The sequence below is a fragment of the Gordonia aichiensis NBRC 108223 genome, assembly GCF_000332975.1.
Lineage (GTDB): Bacteria > Actinomycetota > Actinomycetes > Mycobacteriales > Mycobacteriaceae > Gordonia > Gordonia aichiensis.
Map to the genome: position 1 here is coordinate 64,278 of NZ_BANR01000025.1, position 22,891 is coordinate 87,168.

17 protein-coding genes and 1 pseudogene are annotated in these 22,891 nt (G+C 66.5%); 10 read left to right on the forward strand and 8 right to left on the reverse strand.

Annotated features, from left to right (window positions below):
- Positions 1–65 precede the first annotated feature (65 nt).
- Positions 66–4,001, reverse strand: a complete 3,936-nt coding sequence (locus tag GOACH_RS19100) for a Pls/PosA family non-ribosomal peptide synthetase (protein ID WP_005178366.1) — start codon at positions 3,999–4,001, stop codon at positions 66–68.
- Positions 4,002–4,343: 342 nt separating this feature from the next.
- On the opposite strand from GOACH_RS19100, the gene GOACH_RS19105 reads away from it, so the two are divergent.
- The 3 genes from GOACH_RS19105 to GOACH_RS19115 all read left to right on the forward strand — a co-directional run bounded on the left by GOACH_RS19105 (position 4,344) and on the right by GOACH_RS19115 (position 6,848).
- Entirely contained in the window at positions 4,344–5,318 is a 975-nt protein-coding gene (locus GOACH_RS19105; protein WP_005178370.1) for an alpha/beta hydrolase, read from the forward strand.
- Positions 5,319–5,421: 103 nt separating this feature from the next.
- Positions 5,422–6,609 carry an acyl-CoA dehydrogenase family protein gene (locus tag GOACH_RS19110; RefSeq protein ID WP_040519146.1) on the forward strand — a complete coding sequence of 396 codons (1,188 nt, stop codon included), beginning with the start codon at positions 5,422–5,424 and terminating at the stop codon, positions 6,607–6,609.
- Entirely contained in the window at positions 6,606–6,848 is a 243-nt protein-coding gene (locus GOACH_RS19115) for a hypothetical protein (protein WP_005178373.1), read from the forward strand. Before GOACH_RS19110 ends, GOACH_RS19115 begins: the two co-directional genes overlap by 4 nt.
- 3 nt (positions 6,849–6,851) lie before the next feature.
- Here GOACH_RS19115 and GOACH_RS19120 read toward each other — a convergent pair whose 3' ends face one another.
- A complete protein-coding gene (locus GOACH_RS19120; RefSeq protein WP_005178379.1) occupies positions 6,852–8,771 on the reverse strand; it encodes an ABC transporter ATP-binding protein in 1,920 nt (639 codons plus the stop codon).
- Between the two features lie 148 nt (positions 8,772–8,919).
- Here GOACH_RS19120 and GOACH_RS19125 point away from each other — a divergent pair, with 148 nt between their 5' ends.
- Complete coding sequence (locus GOACH_RS19125) at positions 8,920–9,435, forward strand: hypothetical protein (RefSeq protein ID WP_005178380.1); 516 nt, start codon at positions 8,920–8,922, stop codon at positions 9,433–9,435.
- Here the strand turns inward: GOACH_RS19125 and GOACH_RS19130 are convergent.
- Entirely contained in the window at positions 9,425–10,345 is a 921-nt protein-coding gene (locus tag GOACH_RS19130; RefSeq protein WP_005178381.1) for an alpha/beta hydrolase, read from the reverse strand. The genes GOACH_RS19125 and GOACH_RS19130 overlap by 11 nt on opposite strands.
- Positions 10,346–10,482: 137 nt before the next feature.
- On the opposite strand from GOACH_RS19130, the gene fgd reads away from it, so the two are divergent.
- Positions 10,483–11,505, forward strand: a complete 1,023-nt coding sequence (gene fgd, locus GOACH_RS19135; RefSeq protein WP_005178383.1) for a glucose-6-phosphate dehydrogenase (coenzyme-F420) — start codon at positions 10,483–10,485, stop codon at positions 11,503–11,505.
- A 15-nt stretch (positions 11,506–11,520) separates the two neighbouring features.
- Positions 11,521–12,246, forward strand: a pseudogene (locus tag GOACH_RS19140) (DMT family transporter); the annotation flags it as partial.
- Here the strand turns inward: GOACH_RS19140 and GOACH_RS19145 are convergent.
- Positions 12,187–12,699, reverse strand: coding sequence for a GNAT family N-acetyltransferase (locus GOACH_RS19145; protein WP_005178390.1), 513 nt, complete (start codon positions 12,697–12,699; stop codon positions 12,187–12,189). The pseudogene GOACH_RS19140 and the gene GOACH_RS19145 overlap by 60 nt on opposite strands.
- Before the next feature lie 109 nt (positions 12,700–12,808).
- Between GOACH_RS19145 and GOACH_RS19150 the strand changes: the two genes are divergently transcribed.
- From GOACH_RS19150 to GOACH_RS19160, 3 genes are read left to right on the forward strand one after another with little or no spacing between them, the layout of a single operon-like run.
- Positions 12,809–13,354, forward strand: coding sequence for a TetR/AcrR family transcriptional regulator (locus GOACH_RS19150; RefSeq protein ID WP_005178391.1), 546 nt, complete (start codon positions 12,809–12,811; stop codon positions 13,352–13,354).
- Between the two features lie 52 nt (positions 13,355–13,406).
- Positions 13,407–15,509 (forward strand): phosphate acetyltransferase, encoded by a 2,103-nt coding sequence (pta, locus tag GOACH_RS19155; protein ID WP_005178394.1) that lies wholly within the window; start codon positions 13,407–13,409, stop codon positions 15,507–15,509.
- A complete protein-coding gene (locus GOACH_RS19160) occupies positions 15,506–16,723 on the forward strand; it encodes an acetate kinase (protein WP_005178396.1) in 1,218 nt (405 codons plus the stop codon). Before pta ends, GOACH_RS19160 begins: the two co-directional genes overlap by 4 nt.
- Positions 16,724–16,742: 19 nt before the next feature.
- Here the strand turns inward: GOACH_RS19160 and GOACH_RS19165 are convergent, their stop codons facing one another.
- From GOACH_RS19165 to GOACH_RS19175, 3 genes are read right to left on the reverse strand one after another with little or no spacing between them, the layout of a single operon-like run.
- Complete coding sequence (locus GOACH_RS19165; protein ID WP_005178400.1) at positions 16,743–19,286, reverse strand: serine/threonine-protein kinase; 2,544 nt, start codon at positions 19,284–19,286, stop codon at positions 16,743–16,745.
- Between the two features lie 11 nt (positions 19,287–19,297).
- Positions 19,298–20,305 (reverse strand): glutamate ABC transporter substrate-binding protein, encoded by a 1,008-nt coding sequence (locus tag GOACH_RS19170; protein ID WP_005178402.1) that lies wholly within the window; start codon positions 20,303–20,305, stop codon positions 19,298–19,300.
- A complete protein-coding gene (locus GOACH_RS19175) occupies positions 20,302–21,744 on the reverse strand; it encodes a GlnX family signal transduction membrane protein (protein WP_005178405.1) in 1,443 nt (480 codons plus the stop codon). Before GOACH_RS19175 ends, GOACH_RS19170 begins: the two co-directional genes overlap by 4 nt.
- Positions 21,745–21,994: 250 nt before the next feature.
- Here GOACH_RS19175 and GOACH_RS19180 point away from each other — a divergent pair, with 250 nt between their 5' ends.
- Positions 21,995–22,474, forward strand: a complete 480-nt coding sequence (locus GOACH_RS19180) for an NUDIX hydrolase (protein WP_005178406.1) — start codon at positions 21,995–21,997, stop codon at positions 22,472–22,474.
- Between the two features lie 25 nt (positions 22,475–22,499).
- Here GOACH_RS19180 and GOACH_RS19185 read toward each other — a convergent pair whose 3' ends face one another.
- Complete coding sequence (locus GOACH_RS19185) at positions 22,500–22,883, reverse strand: hypothetical protein (protein ID WP_083859107.1); 384 nt, start codon at positions 22,881–22,883, stop codon at positions 22,500–22,502.
- Positions 22,884–22,891 lie beyond the last annotated feature (8 nt).

The window sequence follows — 22,891 nt, forward strand, 5'->3', positions numbered from 1 at the left end:
CGCTTCGTGCGCGGACGCTCGTCGCGCTAGCAGGCAGTCGTGTTCCCAGGCAGTCGTGTTCCCGGTCAGTCGTGCCAGGGAGCGATCGGGTTGCCCTGCCACCGCGTGTGGGCGGGCACCACGTCGCCACGCATGACCAACGACGCCGGACCGACCGTCGCCGATTCGCCCAACCCGGATGCGGGCAGCGCAACGCAATGCGGTCCGAGCGTGGCGCCGTCGGCCAGAACCACGCGATCGATGGCCATCACGCGATCGTGGAACAGGTGAGTCTGCACAACGCAGCCACGTTCAACGGTGGCGCCCGCGCCGAGAGTCACCAGGTCGGCCTCTGGAAGCCAATAGGTTTCGCACCACACGCCCTTGCCGATCTGTGCGCCGAGGAGGCGCAGCCAGAGGTTGAGGATCGGGGTGCCGGTTGCGGCGTTCGCGAACCACGGTGCGGCAACGGTTTCCACGAAGGCGTCGGAGAGTTCGTTGCGCCAGACGAAGGAACTCCAGAGTGGATGCTCCGAGACCTCGATGCGGCCGACGACGGCCCACTTCGCTGCGGCAGCGACGCAACACGCAATGGCGCCGCATAAGATCAGCAGCAGGCCGCTGATCAGTCCGGCGATCACGTAGTTCGCCTGCTGGGCGATGTACTGCAGGCTCAGCAACATGAAGATGCCGAGTCCGAACGAGATCATCACCGGGATCAGTCGGAGGGTTTCGATCACCGCGCGCGCCACCTTCAGTCGGGTGGGCGGGTCGAAGGTCCGCGACGTGTCGGTCTCTGCCGCGGTGCGTCGAAGCCGAATCGGCGGACTGCCAAGCCAACTCGATCCCGACTTCGCCCTGTCGGGTGCTGCCGACAGTACGGCGACCAGACCGTTCTTGGGTACCTTGCGTCCCGGCGCTGCCATTCCGGAGTTGCCGAGGAATGAGCGCTTCCCGATCTTCACATCGTCGATGTGCATCCAGCCGCCGCCGAGTTCGTAGGACGCGACCATCGTGTCGTCGGCAAGGAAAGCGCCGTCGGCGATGGTGGTGAACTTGGGGAGCACGAGCGCTGTCGAGATCTCGGTTCCCTTGCCGACCTTCGCGCCGAGAACGCGGAACCACCACGGCGTGAGCAACCCGGCATAGAGGGGGAAGAGGTAGGTGCGGGCGGAGTCGAGTAGCCGCTCGGTCATCCACACCTGCCAGCCGACACGCGACCGGACCGGGTGGTACCCCTTGTCCAGACCGATCGACATCGCACGGACGAGGATCGCGGTGATCGCAGCGAACACCGCAAGGCTCACGACTGCCGCAGCGGGCAGCAGGATCACAGATCGCAGGGCGACGTCGCGCAGCCGATCGGCGTGCAACGCCCACGTCCCGATGACGAGCAGTCCAGCGCCCAGCGAGATCAGGGGGATCGCGGCGAGAACCATCGACGACAGCCCGTAGACGGGGACCCAGAAGCTTGCCCGACGCGGTCGGTGATCGGGCCACGCGTGGGTGGCCTTGCCTATCTTGACCGCGGGTGATCCAGCCCAGTGCTGTCCCGCCTTGACCCGACCGAACACCGCGGACCCGGGACCGACCTCGGCATCCTTGCCGACGACGGCGCCGGGGGCCAGCGTCGAGCGCGCCCCCACCGTCGCTCCGCGCTTGATCACGACCTCGCCGATGTGGACGACGTCGCCGTCGATCCACCAGCCCGCGACGTCGACCTCGGGTTCGACGGACGCGCCCTCACCGATCGTCAGTTTGCCGGTGACCGGCGGGATGGTGTGCAGGTCGACTCCGCGCCCGACCGACGCGCCGAGAGCGCGTGCGAGATAGATCATCCAGGGGGCACCCGAGAGATTGGCCGCGCCGCTCGCGACCAGCAGCCGCTCGGCGGCCCAGAGTCTTATGTGTACTGCCCCGCCGCGCGGATACGTACCGGACTCGACGCCGCCGAGCAGGAGACGCGACCCGATCGCCGCGATGACCATTCGGCCGGGGGGTGTGATGAAGACGATGAACGCCACGAGCACCACCCACCAGTTGACCTCGATGAGCCAGGGCACCGACACATCGAGCCTGCGGGCCGCCCATGCGCCGATGTTGTTGACGACGCCGAGCCAGGTGGCCCACTGCAGGCCGGTCAGCGTCGACAACGGCACCGACAGGAGTAGCTGCGCGACGCCGGCCGCGGCGGGTGTCGGCTTCACCACGCGAGGGTCGACGACCTCTGCCGCAGTCGTCTCACCGAGAAACTCTGCGAGCGAACCCAGCCGCGGGTGGTCGTAGAGATCGGCGACGGTGATCTCCGGGTAACGCTCCCGCAGCGCCGTGACCAATTGCGCCGCGGCCAACGAGCCGCCGCCTTCGGCGAAGAAGTCGGTCTCGGTGCTCGTCACGGCTGCGCCGAGGACATCGGTCCAGCGCGCTGCCAACCAGGCCTCGGTGCCGCTCAGGTCGCTCGCGTCCTCGTCGTCGGAGCCCTCGGCACCGGGGAGCGGCCACGGCAGCGCATCGCGGTCGACCTTGCCGGACGTCCTGGTGGGCAGTTCGTCGACGAGGGCGAGGCGGGGCACCATCGGAGCCGGAAGTTGTTCTGCGAGAATTCGATGCGCGTTCGCGACGTCGAAACCCGGGTCGGGGGAGACGAGGTAGCCGACGAGCAGGCTGTTGCCCGCGGCGGTCTTCCGCACGGCGGTGGCAGCGCCACCCACCCCCGGCAGATGCTGGAGTGCGTTGTCGATCTCGCCCAGCTCGATACGCCTGCCGCCGACCTTGACCTGATCGTCGGCGCGTCCGCCGAACACCAGTCCCGCGCGATCGAGACGCACCAGGTCGCCGCTTCGGTAGGCGCGCTGCCAACCGAGAGTCGGCATGGGAGCGTACTTTTCGGCATCCTTGACCGGATCGAGATAGTGTGCGAGGCCGACGCCACCGATGATCAGCTCACCGGTCTGGCCCTCGGCCACCGGCATCCCGTCGGCGTCGACGACAGCGAGATCCCAACCGGGCAAGGGCAATCCGATACGAACAGGGCCCGGACCGCCGAGTAGGGAGGCGCAGGCGACGACCGTGGCCTCGGTGGGGCCGTAGGTGTTCCACACCTCGCGGCCGTCGACGGCGAGTCGGTCGGCGAGTTCTGGTGGACATGCCTCGCCGCCGAAGATCAACAGGCGTACAGCCTCGAGTGCCTCCGGCGGCCAGAGTGACGCGAGTGTGGGCACCGTCGACACGACGGTGATGTCGCGGGCGACGAGCCACGGCCCGAGGTCCATGCCGCTGCGTACCAGCGATCGCGGAGCAGGCACGAGGCACGCGCCGTGCCGCCACGCCAGCCACATCTCCTCGCACGAGGCGTCGAACGTCACCGACAGGCCCGCGAGAACGCGATCACCCGGTCCCAGCGGCGCGTCGCGACAGAACATCGTCGCCTCTGCGTCGACGAATGCCGCTGCGTTGCGATGGGTGACCGCGACGCCCTTGGGGGTACCGGTCGAACCCGACGTGAAGATAATCCACGCGTCGTCCTCCGGAGTGGGCCGGTTGGCGTCCGCAGAGTGCTCGACGTCGGTCTCGGGCTGGGCTGCGGGACCGGCAGGTTGCCTGGTGACGTGGATTCCGTCAGCGTCGGCCAGCGCGTCGATCTCGGCTTCCCCGAAGACGAGCGTCGCGCGCTCCTCGGGGTCGTCGGCGTCGACCGGGACGTACGCCGCTCCGGCGTAGAGCACCGAGAGGATCGCCGTGTAGAGGTCGCGTGAGCCCGACGGCATCCGGATGCCGACGCGCGAACCGCGCCGCACCCCGAGGTGTGCCAGGCGATCGGCGCCCCGTCGTACGATCGCACTGAGCTGGGCATACGTCAGAATCTGGTCGCCGTCGTCGATGGCGGGGGCGTCGGGGTAGGTCGCTGTGGTGGCATCGAGGATGTCGCAGAGTGTGCGTGGCGGTGCTGCCTGTGCGGAGAGTAGGAACTCGGCAGGGATCGGGTGGGACAGTCCGAGGGGAGTGGAGTCCGTGTCGGTCACGCCGGGTACCGCCGACGCGCGAGAGAGAACGAGAAACCGAATGCGGATGCGGGTACATCACATGGTGTCGCTGACATGGCTGCTGTGGAGTGTCCTAGCTCTCTGATTCGCGCGACCGGTGAGATCGCGCTCGGAATTCCCGGCGCGAGACCGTCGGACTTCCGAAACGGGTGTAGCTTCACATTCATCGGTTCCGAACACACTGTAGGAAATTGCCTCGTGAGAGGACTCTGTGCAGGAATACTAGCCAGGGAAATTCGGGCCGTGGTTGCCGTCGACGCCGCCACACGATTCTGATCGCGCATCACTTTCTCGCGGTTGGGTTGGGTGAGGAGAAACAGCATGCCAATTGTGCATCACCGAAAGGCCAGTGCGCTCTCGTACCCACTGTGGTTTGCGACTCGTGCACTGCTGAAGCCAACACTTGCGATATGGCCGCTCAACAGGCCCGGGATGGCCGGGCTCTTCCTGATCGACCGTCTCTTCGCGACCGCTCCCGAGCCACGGCGCGTCGTTCGCGACGAGATGGTGCTCGCGGGCCGTCCGACCGAGGTCGTCATGCCCAGCGGGCCGTCGCGCAGAGACTCCGACACCGCGATCCTCTACCTCCACGGCGGTGCCTTCGTCGTCGGCGGACTCGGGACTCACCGGTCGATCGTGGCCCGTCTCGCGCACAGCTGCGCACTGCCGGTGTTCTCACTCGAGTACCGACAGTTGCCGAAGGCCGGTGTGGGCACGTCGGTCGACGACGCGCTGTCGGCCTATCGTGAGTTGCTCACCGAGCGCGGCTATCGACGGCTGGTGGTCGCGGGCGACTCGGCCGGCGGCTTCCTCGCCGTGAAGGTCGTCGAACTCGCGGCAGCAGCAGGTCTACCGACACCCGCCGCTCTCATCGGCTTCTCCCCGCTGCTCGACCTCGACCTCGGCACCAACCCCGACCGCAGCAGTCGCTCGGATGCCTACCTTCCGATGAGCAAGCTGGCCCGGCTCGTTCCGCTGCTCAACCGGGGCCCGATCCCGCTGCGTGGTGTGCGTAAGGCAGCCGACATCGACTCCGACGCGTTCCCGCCGACTGTGATGATCACGGCCGAGAACGAGATGCTCGAAGCAGACGTGGTCGACCTGATCGAACGGCTCGACGAGGCGGGAGTCGACGCCGTCGCGCACAGCTACGCCTGGCAGATCCACGCATTCCCGGTCATGAGCGCACGCCATCCGGAGACACTGCACGCCATCGAGGCGACCTCGGCCTTCACCACACAGGCGGTCCGCAACGCCAAGGCCGCCGACAGCCGCGACGTCAAGGCCGTCGGCTGAGGGGTCACCTGCCCGGTCGTCGACGTGTGTCGTTGCGCCAACTGCCATAGTGGAGGTAGCGCGTGACGTCGCGCGCATCGTCGAGAAACAGGTGGTGGACAACGTGAGTGCGACGAAAACGGTCGGAGAACTCTTCGGCTTCGACAGGTTGATCGACGACCAGGAGCGCGCGATCGTCGACACCGTTCGCGATTTCGGCACCAAACGCCTGCGCCCGCACGTCGGTGAGTGGTTCGAGGACGGCACCCTCCCGGTCCGCGACCTCGCCCGTGAATTCGGCAAGCTCGGCCTGTTCGGGATGCACCTCGAGGGATATGGCTGCGCAGGCACGTCGGCGACCGAGTACGGCCTTGCCTGCCTCGAGGTCGAGGCCGTCGACTCCGGTCTGCGCAGCTTCATGTCGGTCCAGGGATCGCTCGCGATGTTCGCGATTCGTGCTTTCGGCAGCGACGAGCAGCGGCAGGAGTGGCTGCCCAAGATGGCCGCAGGCGAGGCGATCGGCTGCTTCGGGCTGACCGAGCCGGACTTCGGATCGAATCCGGCGGGCATGCGCACCGTAGCCAAGCGCGACGGCGACGACTGGGTCATCAACGGCTCCAAGATGTGGATCACCAACGGCAGCGTTGCCGACGTCGCGATCGTCTGGGCACGCACCGACCTCGACGAGGGATCACGCGGCGTGCGCGGTTTCGTCGTTCCCACCGATACCCGTGGGTTCCGGTCGATGGTCGTCAAGCACAAGTTGTCGCTGCGGGCGTCGATCACTGCGGAACTGTCCTTCGAGGACATGCGGCTGCCCGCGTCGGCGATGCTCCCGGGCGTGACCGGTCTCAAAGGCCCGCTGAGCTGTCTGAACGAGGCGAGGTTCGGCATCGTCTTCGGTGCCGTGGGCGCTGCGCGCGATTGTCTGGAGTCGGCGCTCTCCTACACCGCCGATCGCGAGGTCTTCGACAAGCCGCTCTCGGGCTACCAGATCAGCCAGACCAAGATCGCCGACATGGCGCTCGAGGTGGGAAAGGCATTCCTGCTCGCGATCCAACTCGGACGCATCAAGGACGAGACCAAGATCGCGCCCGAGCAGATCAGTCTCGGCAAGCTCAACAATGTGCGCGAGGCCATCGCTGTCGCTCGCGAGTGCCGAACCCTGTTGGGCGCCAACGGCATCACGCTCGAGTACCCGGTCATGCGGCACGCCAACAACCTCGAGTCGGTGCTCACCTACGAGGGCACAAGCGAGATGCATCAGCTCATGATCGGCAAGGCGCTCACCGGGCAGGACGCGTTCCGGTGACCAGTCCCCAGTTCCAGCGTGCCGCACAGGGATTCTCGCGCGGCATGGTGATCTTCGGTTCCGTGGTGCTGATGGTGTGCGTCGGATTGCTCGTCGTCAACTGGTGGAACAATCACCAGTGGCTGTGGGTGGTTCTCGGCATCGCGATCATCGTCGTGAACATCGCCATGGTGGCCTTGACGTTTCGCAAAGCCAAACTCGCACCGCCGATCCCGGACCGCCGCGACGAGGACGACTGACGCTCACGCGCTGAGCGTCTCCGGGCAGCACTCGGATCGATTGGCGGCGGTCTCGTCGGCGAACTGCGTGCGGTAGAGCTGTGCGTAACGGCCGTCGGCCGCCAGCAGTGTGCGGTGATCACCGCGTTCGACGACGCGCCCGGCCTCGATGACCACGATCTCGTCCGCGGCGCGGATCGTCGAGAGCCTGTGCGCGATGACGATCGACGTCCGCCCCTGTAGTGCCTCGCTCAGTGCCTCCTGGACCGCTGCCTCCGACGTCGAATCCAGGTGTGCCGTCGCTTCGTCGAGAATCACGACAGCGGGGTGCGCCAACAGGAGTCGCGCGATGGTCATGCGTTGGCGTTCGCCGCCGGACAGACGATAGCCGCGTTCACCGACGATGGTGTCGAGTCCGTCGGGCAGGCTCGTCACGAGCTCGTCGAGACGAGCGCGGCGCAGTGCATCCCAGATCTCATCGTCGGCGGCGTCGGGTTGCGCGAGAACGAGATTCGCCCGGACCGTGTCGTGGAAGAGATGGCCGTCCTGAGTGACCAAGCCGACGGTCCGGTGCACTGATTCGCTGCGCAGGTCCCTCAGGTCGGTTCCGTTGAGGCGGATCGCGCCCTCGTCGACGTCGTAGAGGCGTGTGGCGAGGCTCGCGATGGTGGACTTGCCCGCGCCGGAACTCCCCACCAGTGCGACCATCGACCCGGCGGGGACGTCGATGTCGATGTCGTGCAGCACCTCGGTCCCACCCCGACTGTCCAGTTGCGCAACCTCTTCCAGTGATGCGAGTGAGACCTTGTCGGCCGACGGGTAACCGAAGGACACGTGGTCGAATCGCACGCTCACGCCGTTCTCGGTGTCAGGGACGTCGGTGGCGTCGGGCTTGTCGTCGATCAGTGGTGCGAGGTCGAGAACCTCGAAGACGCGCTCGAAGCTCACCAATGCGCTCATGATCTCGACGCGCGCGTTGGCGAGTGCCGTCAGCGGTGCGTACATGCGGGTGAGCAACAACGCCAGCGCCACAACGGCTCCCGCCGACAGATGCTGGTGCACCGCGAGCCAGCCGCCGAGACCGTAAACGAGGGCGAGTGCCAACGCCGACACCAATGTCAGCGCGGTGATGAAGACGCCCTGCAGCATGGCGCGGCGCACGCCGATGTCACGGACCCTGTCTGCGCGCGCGGCGAATTCACGACTCTCCAGCGCCGGACTGCCGAACAGCTTCACCAGCGTCGCACCCGGCGCCGAGAAACGTTCGGTCATCTGCGTCGACATCCGTGCGTTGTGCTCGGCGGCCTCGTGGGAGAGCGCGGCCATGCGTCGAGCCATACGTCGTGCGGGAATCACGAAGACGGGCAAGAGGATCAACGCCAGCAGTGTGATCTGCCAACTGATCGCGAACATCACACCGAGTGTCAGGGCGAGTGTCACGATATTGGACACGACACCTGAGAGCGTGTCGCTGAACGCGCGCTGTGCGCCGATCACGTCGTTGTTGAGGCGGCTCACCAGGGCGCCGGTGCGGGTACGGGTGAAGAATGCGACAGGCATCTTCTGGACGTGGTCGAAGACCGAGCGACGCAGATCGAGGATCAGTCCCTCACCGATATGTGCCGAGAGCCATCGCGTTCCGATCGCTGCTGCGGCCTCCGCGACGGCGATCACCGCGATCAGCACGGCCAGTCCGACGATCGTGCCGCCCGACCCGCCGTCGCTGATCAGATTGACCACACGCCCCGCGAGAATCGGGGTGACGACGGTCAGGACCGCGGTGCACACCGATAAGACGAGGAACACCGTGATCCTGCCGCGGTGCGGGCGCGCGAAGGTCAGGATGCGACGCAACGTACTTCGCCGATCGCCCCGCAGCTTCTTCTGCGACGGCGAGCTCGACGACTTGTACATCATGTCCCAGGCCACGGACTGCATACTCATGCCGTCCAGGGTAGAAGCTCAAGTTCGGTTGAGGTCCAGTCGTCGGTTCAGCCCGTAGCGGACGGTCGAAGGTCCTTCCGGTGTCAGCTGAACCCACTGCCCTCGGACGCCGTCACGATTGTCAGACCCGTTCGCGAGAATGGGAGTCATGACCAAGCTGTATCCGATCAACGAGTGGGACTCGATGCTCGAGTGGGTCGCCGAGTCGCTCGACGACCAGCCACCGGGCCTCGAATTCAGTCTCGGACCCAAGCACGTCCGGTTGGCCGACGACTGGGACGAGGTCGAGGCCGAGATCGAGGACGACGAGATCGACGCCGACGACGAGGTCGACTATGACGCACCCGACGCGGTGTGCGTTCAGGTGTACGTACTGGCCGGGGGTGTCTTCTTGGTGCGCAGATCGCGCACCGCGCTCCGGACGCTGCGCTTCGTCGACCATGACGCGTCGTCGGTGCCGCTCGATGTGTGGCAGCACGACGATCCGTTCGACGACTGCACCGACGGCTACCTGTACACCCGCGAGCGATTACTCGCCGCCGAGGCCTGTATCAGTTGGTTCCGTGACAACTACGCGGCGCCCGAGTTGACCGACCTCGGCTGCCACTACAGCTATGCCGTCGAGTTGCCGCGCGGCGCGGCGGACGATCCGATCACGCAGTGAGCCTCTCCGCGAGCCACTCGCCGATGTCGTGGCGCGCGGCTTCCGCCATCGACGTCGGGTGATGAGTGAAGCCATGTGGCGACGCCGGATACACGCGCAGCGCGACGTCGGTTCCGGCACGCGAGAGGTGTTGCGCCATGGCTACGTTGTCGTCGAGCAGGACGTCCTCGGAGCCTACGACGAGCAGCGTCGGCGGTAGCTCCGTCGGCGCACCGAAGAGCGGTGAGATGTCCGGGACCGTGCGGTCGTCGACGTGTCCGACGTATGCCTTCAGGAAGTACTCGTCGGCGATCAATCGCCCTGCGGGCGTGGTCGCGCTGAGGTCGTAGGTGCCGAATTGCAATGCGGCGCCGCGGAACCGGTGGGCAAGACCGGTTTCGTGGAGACGGAGCAGTGTCGTCATCGCGAGGGTCGACCCAGCGGAGAAGCCAAGCAGGACGAGCCGGTCGGTGCCGAACTCTGCCGCTGCGTTCGCGATCAGCCATCGAGCCGCGAGCTCGCAGTCGTCTGGTGCGGCCGGCCACGGATGCTCGGGTGCCAGGCGGTAGTCGACGCCGACCACCACGGCGTCGAGCGCGTCGGAGAGTGCGCGATTCCAGCTGTCGTGATCGGCAGCCGACCCCAGATAGAACCCGCCGCCGTGCAGATCGAGCACCACACCGCGCGCAGAGATCTGTGGCGTGATGACCCGTAGCGTCACGGCTCGCCCCGCCCACTCGGCGGTGAGGTCGACGGCCCGCGGGTCGCGGGGTCTCGGATCGGCCATGCGCTGCTCGCGCAGTCGGAGCACCTCGGCGGCGCTCTGCGGCCCGCGTCCGGTGCCGCGCGCGGCGTAGAACGCGCGCGATTCGTCGGCCAATGCGAATAGGCGGGTCTCGATCGGGGGAGCGTCGAGTTGCGTGGGATCCACGGGTACAAAAATGTACCCCCCGATCCCACACAACTCGCCGGATCGGCCCCGCCCTCGACGATCCGCGCCAGTCGCGCATGGGTACGTTGGATCACAGAGTGATCGTTCGGTCCAGCAATCGGCAGTGAGGCGTAGGTATGGCACAGGAACTCAAGCTCGGATACAAGGCCTCCGCGGAGCAGTTCGCGCCGCGTGAGCTGGTGGAGATCGCGGTTGCGGCCGAAGAGCACGGCATGGATTCGGTCGCCGTCTCCGACCACTTCCAGCCGTGGCGGCACAATGGCGGCCACGCCCCGTTCTCGCTGTCGTGGATGGCGGCGGTCGGTGAGCGCACCAAGCGCGTACAGATCGGTACCTCCGTCCTGACCCCGACCTTCCGCTACAACCCCGCCGTGATCGCCCAGGCGTTCGCGACGATGGGCTGTCTCTACCCCGACCGCATCATGCTCGGTGTCGGCACCGGCGAGGCGCTCAACGAGTACGCCACCGGGTTCCAGGGCGAGTGGCCCGACTTCAAGGAGCGCTTCGCACGCCTGCGTGAGGCCATCAGGCTCATGCGTGAACTGTGGACCGGCGAGGAGATCAACTTCGACGGCGAGTACTACCACACCAAGGGCGCCTACATGTACGACCTGCCCGAGCATCAGATCCCGGTCTACGTCGCCGCCGGTGGACCGGTCGTCGCACGCTACGCGGGACGCTCCGGCGACGGCTTCATCTGCACGTCGGGCAAGGGGCCGGAGCTCTACACCGAGAAGCTGATCCCCGCGGTCAAGGAGGGCGCGGAGAAGGCCGAGCGCACCTTCGCCGACATCGATCGGATGATCGAGATCAAGATCTCTTATGACCCCGATCCGCAACTCGCGCTGGAGAACTGCCGCTTCTGGGCGCCCCTGTCGCTGACCGCCGACCAGAAGAACAGCGTCAACAGCTCGACCGAGATGGAGCGCCTCGCCGACGAACTACCGATCGAGCAGGTCGCCAAGCGCTGGATCGTCGCGTCCGACCCCGACGAGGCCGTCGAGAAGGTCAAGTTCTACACCGACGCCGGACTGAACCATCTGGTGTTCCACGCCCCGGGTCACGACCAGCAGCGGTTCCTCGACAACTTCGAGAAGGATCTCGCGCCGCGGCTACGGAAGTTGGCCGTCGCCGACTGATCCACCCGCTCCGCGCTCGTCGTCGGCTACGGCGTTGCGTGGTTCGCGGTCTACACGGTCGTCCTGAACTGGGCCGAGCAACATCTCGACGCCGGGACGGCAGCACTGCTCGTGAACTTCGCACCCATTCTCGTCGCGGTGTTCGCCGGACTCTTCCTCGGCGAGGGGTTTTTCGCTCGGCTGCTCGTCGGTATCGGCGTGGCGTTCGCCGGCGTCGTGCTCATCGCCGTCGGCGGCACCGGACCGCATGCCGACTGGCTCGGCATCGCTCTCGGGTTGACCGCCGCTGTGCTCTACGCAACCGGCGTCCTTGTCCAGAAGGTGGCACTCGGTCACGTCGACGGACTGACCGCGACGTTCTGGGGCGTCGCGGCGGGTGTGATCGCCACCGTCCCGTTCGCCCCCGCAGCCATCCGCGAGGTGAGCACGGCATCGGTCTCCGACATCGGCGCGATGGTGTTCCTCGGCATCGGTCCAACAGCCGTCGCGTTCACCACCTGGGCGTATGCCCTCTCGCGTACGAGTGCCGGTGCACTGACCGCGACGACGTTGGTCGTGCCCGCGGTCGTCATCGTGCTGTCGTGGCTCCTGCTCTCCGAGGTTCCGACGCCGCTGCGCGTGGTCGGGGGTGTGCTGTGCCTGGCGGGGGTTGCGATGACGCGGGGACTGATCCGCGTGCCCTCATCGCGCAGGCTGCGCGTCGTCGAGGATCAGTTGGAGGAATGCAAGGTCGAGCCATGAGCCGAACTTCGTCCCGACCTGCGGCAGCAGCCCGACACGCGTGAAGCCGAGTCGCTCGTGAAGCCGGATCGATCCCGAATTCGACGCATCGATCGCCGCGATCATCACGTGGACGCCGTCGGTGTGTGCTCGGTCGATGAGCGCGCGCATCAGCGACTGCCCCGTACCCCGCCCGCGCTGGCCAGAGCCCACATACACCGAGTGCTCGACGGTGTGCCGGAATCCGTCGTGTGGGCGCCACGGACCGTAGGTCGCGTAGCCGAGCACCGCACCATCGGAGTCGGCAGCGACCAGAACCGGAAATCCGGCCTCCTGCCGATCCGCGAGCCATGCCGACCGGTTGGCAGCGTCGACGAGTTCCTCGTTCCAGATGGCGGTGGTGTGTTCGACGGCGTCGTTGTAGATGAGCGTGATGCCGGGGACGTCGCGGACCCGCGCGTCACGAATCTCCATGGCCGCAGAGCTTAAGGCATGGATGCGCCCATCGGGCCACACGCGCCACGGCACGCGAAAGTGACCGGTACCGTGCGCCGACGTCGAACCTATTCGCTAACTTCTCCTCATGGAATCGGATCGCCTTGTCGACGTGGGCGTCGCATTGGTGTCGCGCTTCGGCGCGAAAGCACTCAGTCTGACGTCTGTTGCCCGTCACGCGGGGGTGGCACGGGCAACGGCGTACCGGATGTTCGGCGGCCGCGACGCGCTTGTTGCCGCGATGCTCGACCGCGAGATCGCGCTGCTGCGTGTGAAACTACGTGAATGGTCCGACACCGCGCCCGACGCCGCGGGCAAGGTGCGCGCACAGGTGCTCGGCGTGCTGCCCTATATCCGCGAGCACGAGGCGCTGCAGTACGTCCTCCGTCAGGAACCCGAGGAGATCGTGCGTGCACTCGTCGCCACCGACGACGACGGCCCCGACCTCATCGAGAAGATCGTCGACGCCACGTTGCCCGACGTAGCGCCCGAGGTGCAGGCCGAACTGACTCCCGATCCGCGCGGCGCCGCAGAGTTCATGGTCCGCACCATCTACTCGCTGATGCTCGTCCCCGACAGCAGCCTCACCGATGAGCAGATCGCCGACCTGATCGTTCGGGCGATCGTGGCCTGACCCGCGACCTCACCCGCGACGCACGGCGAGCCCACCAACTAGGCTGACCACTATGTCGCCCGACGCTGTGAGCGCAACGAAGATCTACATCGTGTCCGCTGAGGCGGAGACCGGAAAATCGGCGGTCGCGCTCGGCGTGCTCTCGCTGCTGACGGCGACCGGGGGTCGGGTCGGGGTGTTCCGGCCCATCTCGCGGGCCGCGCACGGAGAACGCGACTACCTGCTCGAGCTCCTCCTCGAACACACCTCGGCCGACGTCAGCTACGACGATGCCATCGGTGTCACCTATGACCAGGTCCACGCCGACCCGAATGGCTCGATCGCCGACATCGTCGCGCGTTTCCACGCCGTCGAGTCGCAGTGCGACTCCGTCGTCATCGTGGGGTCGGACTACACCGACGTCGGAAATCCGTCCGAGCTGACGTACAACGCGCGCATCGCGGCCAACCTCTCGGCGCCGATCATCCTGGCGCTCAAGGCACTCGACCGCACGCCCGCCGAGGTACGCGATCTCGCCGAGCATCTGCGCACCGAGATCGCCGCCATGCACGCCACCACGGCGGCCATCGTCGCCAACCGGTGCGATCCCGACCACATCAGCGAGATCGGCGCCGCGCTGGCGAAACTCGACGTCCCGTGCTGGTGTCTGCCCGAGTTGCCGGTGCTCTTCGCGCCGACGATGGCCGAACTCAAGAAATCGCTGGGCGCCGAAATGTACAGCGGCGACCCCGAACTCCTCGACCGTGAGGCGCTGCGCGTGATGGTCGGCGGCATGACCGCCGAGCACATCCTCGAGCGACTCACCGAGGGGATGGTGGTGATCACCCCGGCCGATCGCTCCGACGTACTGCTCTCGCTGGTCAATGCCAACGCCGCACAAGGTTTTCCGCGGCTGACGGGCATCATCCTCAACGGTGGACTCAAACCGCATCCGATGATTGACGCGCTTGTCGGCGGACTGAAGTCCAAGCTGCCGGTCATCACCTGCGAACAGGGCACCTACGACACCGCGCGCATCGCCGCCGACACCCGCGGCCGCATCGCGATCGGGTCCGCACGCAAGATCGACGCCGCGCTCGGACTCATGGAGCAGTACGTGGAACCCGAAGAACTGATCAAGGTTCTCGACGTCAAGCCGTCGGAGGTGGTCACCCCGCAGATGTTCGAGTACGGACTGATCACCCGTGCTCGGTCGGATCGCAAACGCATCGTGCTACCGGAGGGCAGTGACGACCGAATCCTGCGCGCCGCAGGGCAATTGCTGCGACGCGGCGTCGTAGCACTGACCATCCTCGGCGACCCGGAATCGATCACAGCCCGCGCGGACGACCTCGGGGTCGACCTCGACGGCGTCGAACTCATCGACCCTGCCAACTCTGAGCTGACAGACGAGTTCGCGCACCTCTATGCCGAGCTCCGCAAGCACAAGGGCATGGATTTCGAGCACGCCCAGGAGCGGATGCGCGACGTCTCCTACTTCGGCACCATGCTCGTGCACACCGGACGCGCCGACGGGATGGTCTCCGGTGCGGCGCACACCACAGCGCACACCATCCGGCCCGCGTTCGAGATCATCAAGACGGTGCCCGGGGTCTCGACGGTGTCGAGCGTGTTCTTCATGTGTCTGCCCGACAAGGTGCTCGCCTACGGCGACTGCGCCATCGTGCCCGATCCCACCGCGACAGAACTCGCCGACATCGCGATATCCTCCGCCGCAACGGCATCCGCGTTCGGAATCTCGCCACGCGTAGCCATGCTCTCCTACTCGACGGGGCGATCGGGTACCGGAGCGGACGTCGACAAGGTCAGGGTCGCCACCGATCTCGTGCACGAGCGCGCTCCGGAACTCTCGGTCGAGGGGCCGATCCAGTACGACGCGGCGGTGGAGCCGAGTGTCGCGGCGACCAAGATGCCCGACTCCGAGGTCGCCGGTCGCGCGACGGTACTCATCTTCCCCGACCTGAACACGGGGAACAACACCTACAAAGCTGTTCAGCGCAGCGCGGGCGCTGTTGCGATCGGCCCTGTGCTGCAGGGTCTTCGACGTCCCATCAACGATCTCTCCCGCGGTGCGCTGGTCTCCGACATCGTGAACACGGTCGCGATCACCGCCATCCAGGCTCAGAACATCGATGCACAGGAGTCATCCCGATGAGTACATCCACCGACGGTGCCGTGCTGGTGCTCAATGCCGGATCCTCGTCGTTGAAGTATCAGCTACTGCATCCGGATACGACGGAGGTGATCGCCGAGGGGATAGCCGAGCGCATCGGCGAGGACGAGTCGTCGATCACCCACGAGCAGAACGGCGAATCGTCCACGCGAACCGAGCCACTCGACGACATCTCGGCCGCACTCGACGCTGCGTCGGAGATGTTCGCCGCCGCCGGGACCGATCTGGCCGATGCCGGGCTCAGCGCGGTCGGGCACCGGGTCGTGCACGGTGGCCGAAGCTTTTTCCACCCGACGCTTGTCACCGATGAGGTGGTCTCCGAGATCTCGCGGATCTCCACGCTCGCACCGCTGCACAACAAGGCGAACCTCGCGGGCATCGAGGTTGCGCGGAAGAAGCTTCCCGACGTTCCCTCGGTGGCCGTATTCGATACCGCGTTCTTCCACGATCTGCCCGACGAGGCCGCGACGTACGCCATCGACAGAGGTGTCGCGCACCTGCATGCGGTGCGGCGCTATGGGTTTCACGGCACGAGTCATCAGTACGTTTCCGGCAAGGTTGCGGAGTTCCTCGGCCGTGAGTACAACGATCTCAACCAGATCGTGCTGCACCTGGGCAACGGTGCATCGGCCTCGGCGATCGACCACGGTGAACCGATCGACACCAGCATGGGGATGACACCACTCGAAGGCCTCGTGATGGGTACGCGCAGTGGCGACATCGACCCAGGCGTGCTCCTGCACCTGAGCCGCGTCGCCAAACTCAGCAACGACCAGCTCGACACGCTGCTCAACAAGAACTCCGGACTCAAGGGACTCTGCGGCGACAACGACTTCCGGACCATCACCGCGCGTATGGACAGCGGCGACGAGAACGCGAAACGCGCGTACAAGGTGTACATCCACCGCCTGCGCCGCTACATCGGCGCCTACATGATCGAACTGGGCAACGTCGACGCGATCACGTTCACCGCAGGCGTTGGGGAGAATGCCGACAACGTGCGACGCGATGCGCTGGCCGGGCTGGAGAACTACGGCATCGTGATCGACGACGAGCGGAACTCGCTGCGCAGCAAGCAGGCTCGACGCATCTCGACGGATTCGAGTACGGTCGACGTCTTGGTGGTGCCGACCAACGAAGAATTGGCCATCGCCCGCCAGGCCGCAGCTGTCGCCCGCGGAGAACAGCCGGAGTAGTGCGCCGGGTGACGGTGCGTCAGAACAGCGACCACGGTCGCACGTAGTTCGCGAGGTCGACGAGCAGGAAGCGGTGGTCGCGGTTGGTGCGGGTCTGCCGCGCGAGATAGCGCAGCGACTTCTCGGTCCCGGTGCGCAGGCCCTCCTCGGTGAACGGAAAGCCCAGCAGCCGTGCGGGTTCTCCCGCCTGCTCGGGGTGGGCGTGTACCCAGCCGAGGGCTGTACCCAGGACGATCAGCTGTAGTCGCTGTTTACGCGGTTCGGTGTCGGGCATGGCCTCCATGCGCTTGGCGGCCTCGACGAGCTGATCCTTGCGCAGCTGTGACGGGTCCCGGCCGTGTACCAGGGCGATCACCGCGGTCGCACGCGCGGTGTTGAAGTGTCGGCTGGTCGCGGGCACCTCGTCGAGCGGTTCGACCGCGGCGTCGTAGTCACCACGCGCGACGGCCAGGCGAGCCATCCCGAACGCTGCCGTCACGATGCTGTGGTCAGTCAGCCAGAGATCGTGATAGTTCTGTGCCGCAACGTGATACATCTCGGTGATGCGAGCACGCGATCCCTCCGATGGTTCGCGTTCATCCGACAACCAACGACCGATGAGCTCGGCGGTGCCCGCGACGGCGAGCTTCGGTGCGACCTCGCCCGGCATCGCCTGCAGCACGGCGTCGAACCAGTCGTATGCCAGTTCGGGCTCGTCGTTCATCAGCGAGCAGATTCCCATGTACCACTGCACGCGCCACGAATCCCCGTGTTGCACAGACACATCGCGCAGTAGTTCCAGTGCCGTGTCGACGTCGTCGAGTTCGAGGTGCGCACGTGCCTCGGCGAGGTCGATCTCCAACGACGGATGTGCCGAGGACGTCGGCGATCCGAGTAGCGAGCGGAACCCCTCGGCCCTGGCGGCGTGGATCGAATCCAGTGTTTGTCTCGGGTCGCTCAGCGCTGCCGAATTCAGCAGTCCCGCTGCGGGATCGGTGGGGTCGACGAGCGGTACCGGCAGTGCGCGCGCCATGTCGACGGGATCGTAGAAGGCGGCGAGGTCGGGATCGAAGAAGCCGTCGACAGGCGCCAGCATCAGTTCGGTACCGAATGTCGAGCGCTGTGGCGTGAACACCGTCGACAACGAGGGCCGGGGCACGCCCGTGTGCACCGCGACGGTTTCGCGGAGCACGTTGAGCAACTGCGTGGTCATCTCCTCGGCCGAGGAGAAGCGTTCTGCGGGATCTGCTGCGGTGGCCCGTTGTAGCAACAGGTAGAAGGACGGGTTGTCGCGGAACACCGGGGTGTCCTCGGGATCGGGCAGGCCGTCGACGTATCGGCCGTCACTCATCGGCATGTCGACGGTCAGCGCCGCCAGCGTGCGTCCGATGCTGTAGATGTCGGTGACCACCTGCGGCCCGGTTCGCACGATCTCGGGCGCCTGGAAACCCGGTGTGCCGTACAGATGCCCGTAGCCGTTGACCGGCGAGACGGCGCCGAGGTCGATGAGCTTGACCTCGTCGCTGCCGACCATGATGTTGTCGGGCTTCACGTCGTTGTAGACCAGGCCGACCGAGTGGAGATACCCGACGGCCGGGAGTACCTCGAGCATGTACGCGATCGCCTGCTCCACCGACAGCAACGTGGTCTCTATGTCGCCTTCGGACGTGATCTGCTTGAGCGTTCGTCCGCCGATGTACTCCATCACGATGTAACCGAAACGATCGCCGTACTCGGTCACGTGCTCGACGAAGTTGTAGATCTTCACGATGCCCGGATGGTTCACCGACGCGAGGAACTGTCGTTCGGCCAGTGCGACCTGCTGGGCCTCGGAGTCCGACGAGTTGAGCAGGCCCTTCAGCACGACGGGCCGATCGGAGACATTGCGGTCGATCGCCAGGTAGATCCATCCGAGTCCACCGTGGGCGATAGCCCCTGCGATCTCGTACTGGCCCGCGACGAGTGTGCCTTGTGCGAGCCCCGGGACGAATGAATACCGGGCGCCGCAGTGCGGGCACTCGCCGGTCAGGTCACCGGCACCTGCTCCCGACGAGCGTCCGACGGGCCGGCCACAGCGCCAGCAGTTGCGCTTGCCCTCGGCGATGACCGGCGAATCGAGCACCGCGTCCTGCGGTTCGATGTCGGTGATCTTGGGCAGCTCGACGAGCCCCGAGCCGAGCCGACGGTCGTGCACGCGTGGACGTCGTCGCGGCACCAACCGACGTGTCCGACCGATCGAGACCAGCGCGTCGTTGGGATCGAGCGACCGCGCAGGAGTGACCGGGCCCGTCGATTCGTCGCGCATGCCCATGACAGGCGTTGCCTGGGTCGGCGGGAAGTCGGCCCGCTGTGTCCCGGCGTCGAGCGATGCGGGATCCGCCCGCTGGGTTCCGACGTCGAGGTCCGTGAGGTCGGCGCGCTGGGTTCCGACGTCGAGGTCTGCGAGGTCGGCGCGCTGGGTTCCGACGTCGAGGTCTGCGAGGTCGGCGCGCTGGGTTCCCACGTCGGCGGCGGCGTCGTCGGTCGTCGCATCCCGCTCGACCTCTGCGGCCGGCGTTGCGGTGTGCTTGTCACTTCGGGCCATCTGGCGTCGCCTCAATCGCGATACGTGGGTTGGGGCGGTCCGTATCCGGGGCCGAGGATGGACAGCCACTTGTCGTACATCTCCTGCCAGCGGCCGGATGCACGCATCGTGGCAAGTGTGCCGTTGACGAAGCGCACCATGTCGTCGTGTCCGACGGGCATACCGACTCCGTAGTTCTCCTGGCCGAGGCTCGGTCCGACGAGTTGCGCCCAGGGATCCTGTGTCGCCAGACCAGCGAGGATCGCATCGTCGGTGGTCACTGCGTCGACCTGCGACTGCTGCAGCATCACAAGGCAATCGGCCCAGGTCGTGGTGGTGACCATCTTCGCACGGGGTTCTATCTGCTGCATGCGGCCGATCGACGTCGTTCCGCGCGCAGCGCACACCCGCTTGTCCGCGAGCTGTGCCGGGCCGGTGATGCCCGATCCGCGTAACGACAGAATGCGCTGTGACGCAACGTAGTACGGCGCCGAGAAACTGATGTCACGCAGACGGTCGCAGGTGATGCTCATCGTCTTGATGACGACGTCGACCTCCTGGTTACGCAGGGCGTCGATGCGTTCACCGGAACTGAGCACCCGGAACTCGATGCGGTTGGGGTCGTTGAAGATCGCGCGCGAGATCTCGTGTGCGAGGTCGACGTCGAATCCCTGGATGTCTCCGGTGATGGGGTCCCGGAAACTGAACAGGTTGGAGCCGACGTCGGTGCCGACGATCAGTCGGCCGCGCCGGAAGATCGCATCCATCGTGCTTCCCGGCGGCATCTGCGCGGGCTGCGGCTGTTCGGCTGCCGGTCGCAGGCTCTGCGTCGCATCACACGACGACGAATTCGGCGGCGCCTCCTGTGCGGCGTCGTACTGTGCGCCGAGTGGTTCGGGTGCTTGAGCCGTCGCACTCGGCCCCGGTGACTCGGGAGCAGGGAAGTCGACGCACCCGGCAAGCACAGTGACCCCCACCATGAGCGCGACGAGCGAGAGAACGGTCCGCACCGAGTGCCGACGACGAGCGTGACCTCTCATCGGTACTCCCTGATGCGGGGGATCATCCCGAGGATCAACGCGATAGTCGCAAAGATCGACAGCGCGAGAATGCCGTTGCCGGTGAAGCCCAACACGCGCTGTGCGGTGTTGATGTCGTCGCGAAACGAGGATCGCGTGGTGGTCATCGCGTTGATGAGCGCGGAGTCGACGGCTCGATAACTCGTCTCAGAACTCTGCGGCGACGAGCCGACGGTCATCGCACGCGCCTGCGAGAAGTTCCCGGACGTCATCTCGTCGCGTACCTGCGCATCGGTCCTCTTCCACTGGTCGAGCGCGGCACGCAGCGACGTGACCTGACGCTCACTCAACGACCCGGACGAGTCACCTTCCTTGTCGAGGGTGTCCAAGACCATGCCGATGCGCGTGGTCGCCTGCTCGAAGGTGCCCTCGAGTCCCGCCTGGTCGCCACGCCGCAGCAGCGAGAGCGTCTCGGCGGAGCGGGCCTGTTGGGTGAGGATGCGTGCCTCGGTGAGTTGGCGCAGCGGTGTCGCGCCGTCGTTCTTGGCCGAACTCGTCGCAGCGACCGACAGCAGTCCGGAGGTGAGTAGCCAGATCAGGCCGCCGATGATCGCGATCAGTGCTGCCACGATCCCGATGTTGAAGCGTCGGCGGGTCCGCGTGGCGAGGTAGCGCGAGGTCGCGAGCAGCAGCAGAACGACGATCAGCAGTGCGACGTAGACGCCCCAGGGCGGAGTGGTCAGCGCGCTCTGGGGATCGGCGATGGCGAGTGCCCGTCGCTCGTAGACGCGTTGTGCCGCAGGCAGAACCCTGTCCTGCATGAGCGCCGACGCCTGACCGAGGTACGCCGATCCGACCGGATTGCCCAGCCGGTTGTTGGTGCGCGCGGTCTCGACCAGCCCGCTGTAGACGGGGATGGTCGTTGTGAGGACCTCGAGATCGGAGTTCAGTGCGCGGGTGTCGGCGGTCGCGTCCGCGCCGGGACCCGTGTCGCTGCCCGCGGTCACCAAGAGCGACGACGACGCGGTCGCCAGTGCGTCGGAGTACCGCTGACGAAGTTGCGGATTCTCGGGTCCGCCCGAGATGAATCCGGAGTTGGCCGCGGCGTCGGCGATCGACAGCGAACTGTAGAGAACCTGCGCAGCCTCCGACAGCGGCTCGGCGCGGTCGATGATCGTCTGCAGTTGGTGCGTGCGGTTGTTCAGCGTCGTCGACGCGTACCACCCGGTGCCGAGCGCTGTGATCGCAACGACGAAACAGAGGAGGATCAGCTTGCCCGGCGTCGTCTTGGCGTAGTGCCGCACCGAGGAGAACGGCGACTGTGCTGCCGCACGAGCCGAGGCGACCAGTTCACGACGGTCGCTGAGCACCTCACGCAGAGGTGGCGACGTGGTGGCGGGACGTACGGTCCGACCTGCGCGGGTCAGCACTGCCCGCACGGGGGATGCGTCGCCGGTCACCTTCTCAATCCCCTCTGCATCGGTCGGTCGCGAGTGGTTGTGCGCTCTCCTCGGGTATGTCGTACGCCACGTCGAGTCCGTTTCCACCCTAGTCCGCGCCGTCGGGATGGCGGCGATACGGCGAGTGCGAGTCTGGCACGAGCGAGTGTCACCGCGGTCGAGTTCACCTAAGTTGGAGGTACGGGCCTCAGGGATAACCATCGGTGCACACACCTGGGCACGGAGAGTGCGGGGACGAGCAGGAGGCACAGTGCGCGGCGACGGTGACGGTTGGGTGTTCGACGAGGGCGCGAGGTACTGGGGGCTGCATGGCGCGGCAGGGCTTTTGCTGCGGGCACCTCTCCCCGACGGCGAGGTCGGCGTACTTCTGCAGCACCGAGCCGCCTGGTCGCATCAGGGTGGCACGTGGGGCCTACCCGGTGGGGCGCGCGACTCCCACGAGACTGCCGTCGACACCGCCATCCGCGAGGCGGGCGAGGAAGCAGGCATCCGGCCCGGCGACGTCTCCGTCGTGGCGGCGCTGGTCACTCACCGCACCGTCGGCGGCTGGACCTACACGACGGTGATCGCCGACGTGGAGCGCCCGGTCCTCACGACCGCCAACGGCGAATCGGCAGAATTGCGTTGGGTACCCGAGGCACACGTCGCGACGCTGCCGCTGCACCCTGCGTTCGGTTCCGCCTGGCCAGGGCTCCGCGAACGCATCGCCGCGCTGGACTCGACGACCTGAGATCTGGTGCCCGTAACCGCCGCGGTCAGGACTCCAGGTCGTTGCCTGCGAGTAGCCGGTTCGCGCCGGCGATGAGCGCATTGATGTTCGCATCGGCGGTGGTCTCGCCGTCACCGGTCGCCCAGCACTGGCGGCGATCGTGCTCGCACAACAGAAACGAGACGTTGCGATCGTCGAGCCTGCGTTGATGCAACCGCACGATCTGCACCGAGATGCCCAGATCGTGCAGGATCGAGGTCATTGCCCCGACCTGGCCCGTCGCCGTCGCGGTCATGGACATGATCCGGTCGTCGTAGGCGATCGTGGCCCGGCACTCGACCATGTCGCCCGGTGCGGGAGCGACGCTCCACGAGCCGAGGCGGATCGCGCCGTGTGCGGTGTACTCGTCGACGAACTGCTGCCAGGTCATACCGGCTC

Bases quoted from the DNA above. Each gene is read 5' to 3' on its own strand.
- GOACH_RS19125 (WP_005178380.1), top strand. From the start codon at position 8,920: ATGACCAAGCTGTATCCGATCAACGAGTGGGACTCGATGCTCGAGTGG.
- GOACH_RS19170 (WP_005178402.1), bottom strand. From the start codon at position 20,305: ATGAGAGGTCACGCTCGTCGTCGGCACTCGGTGCGGACCGTTCTCTCG.
- GOACH_RS19120 (WP_005178379.1), bottom strand. From the start codon at position 8,771: ATGAGTATGCAGTCCGTGGCCTGGGACATGATGTACAAGTCGTCGAGC.
- GOACH_RS19105 (WP_005178370.1), top strand. From the start codon at position 4,344: ATGCCAATTGTGCATCACCGAAAGGCCAGTGCGCTCTCGTACCCACTG.
- pta (WP_005178394.1), top strand. From the start codon at position 13,407: ATGTCGCCCGACGCTGTGAGCGCAACGAAGATCTACATCGTGTCCGCT.
- fgd (WP_005178383.1), top strand. From the start codon at position 10,483: ATGGCACAGGAACTCAAGCTCGGATACAAGGCCTCCGCGGAGCAGTTC.
- GOACH_RS19185 (WP_083859107.1), bottom strand. From the start codon at position 22,883: ATGACCTGGCAGCAGTTCGTCGACGAGTACACCGCACACGGCGCGATC.
- GOACH_RS19165 (WP_005178400.1), bottom strand. From the start codon at position 19,286: ATGGCCCGAAGTGACAAGCACACCGCAACGCCGGCCGCAGAGGTCGAG.
- GOACH_RS19160 (WP_005178396.1), top strand. From the start codon at position 15,506: ATGAGTACATCCACCGACGGTGCCGTGCTGGTGCTCAATGCCGGATCC.
- GOACH_RS19145 (WP_005178390.1), bottom strand. From the start codon at position 12,699: ATGGAGATTCGTGACGCGCGGGTCCGCGACGTCCCCGGCATCACGCTC.
- GOACH_RS19150 (WP_005178391.1), top strand. From the start codon at position 12,809: ATGGAATCGGATCGCCTTGTCGACGTGGGCGTCGCATTGGTGTCGCGC.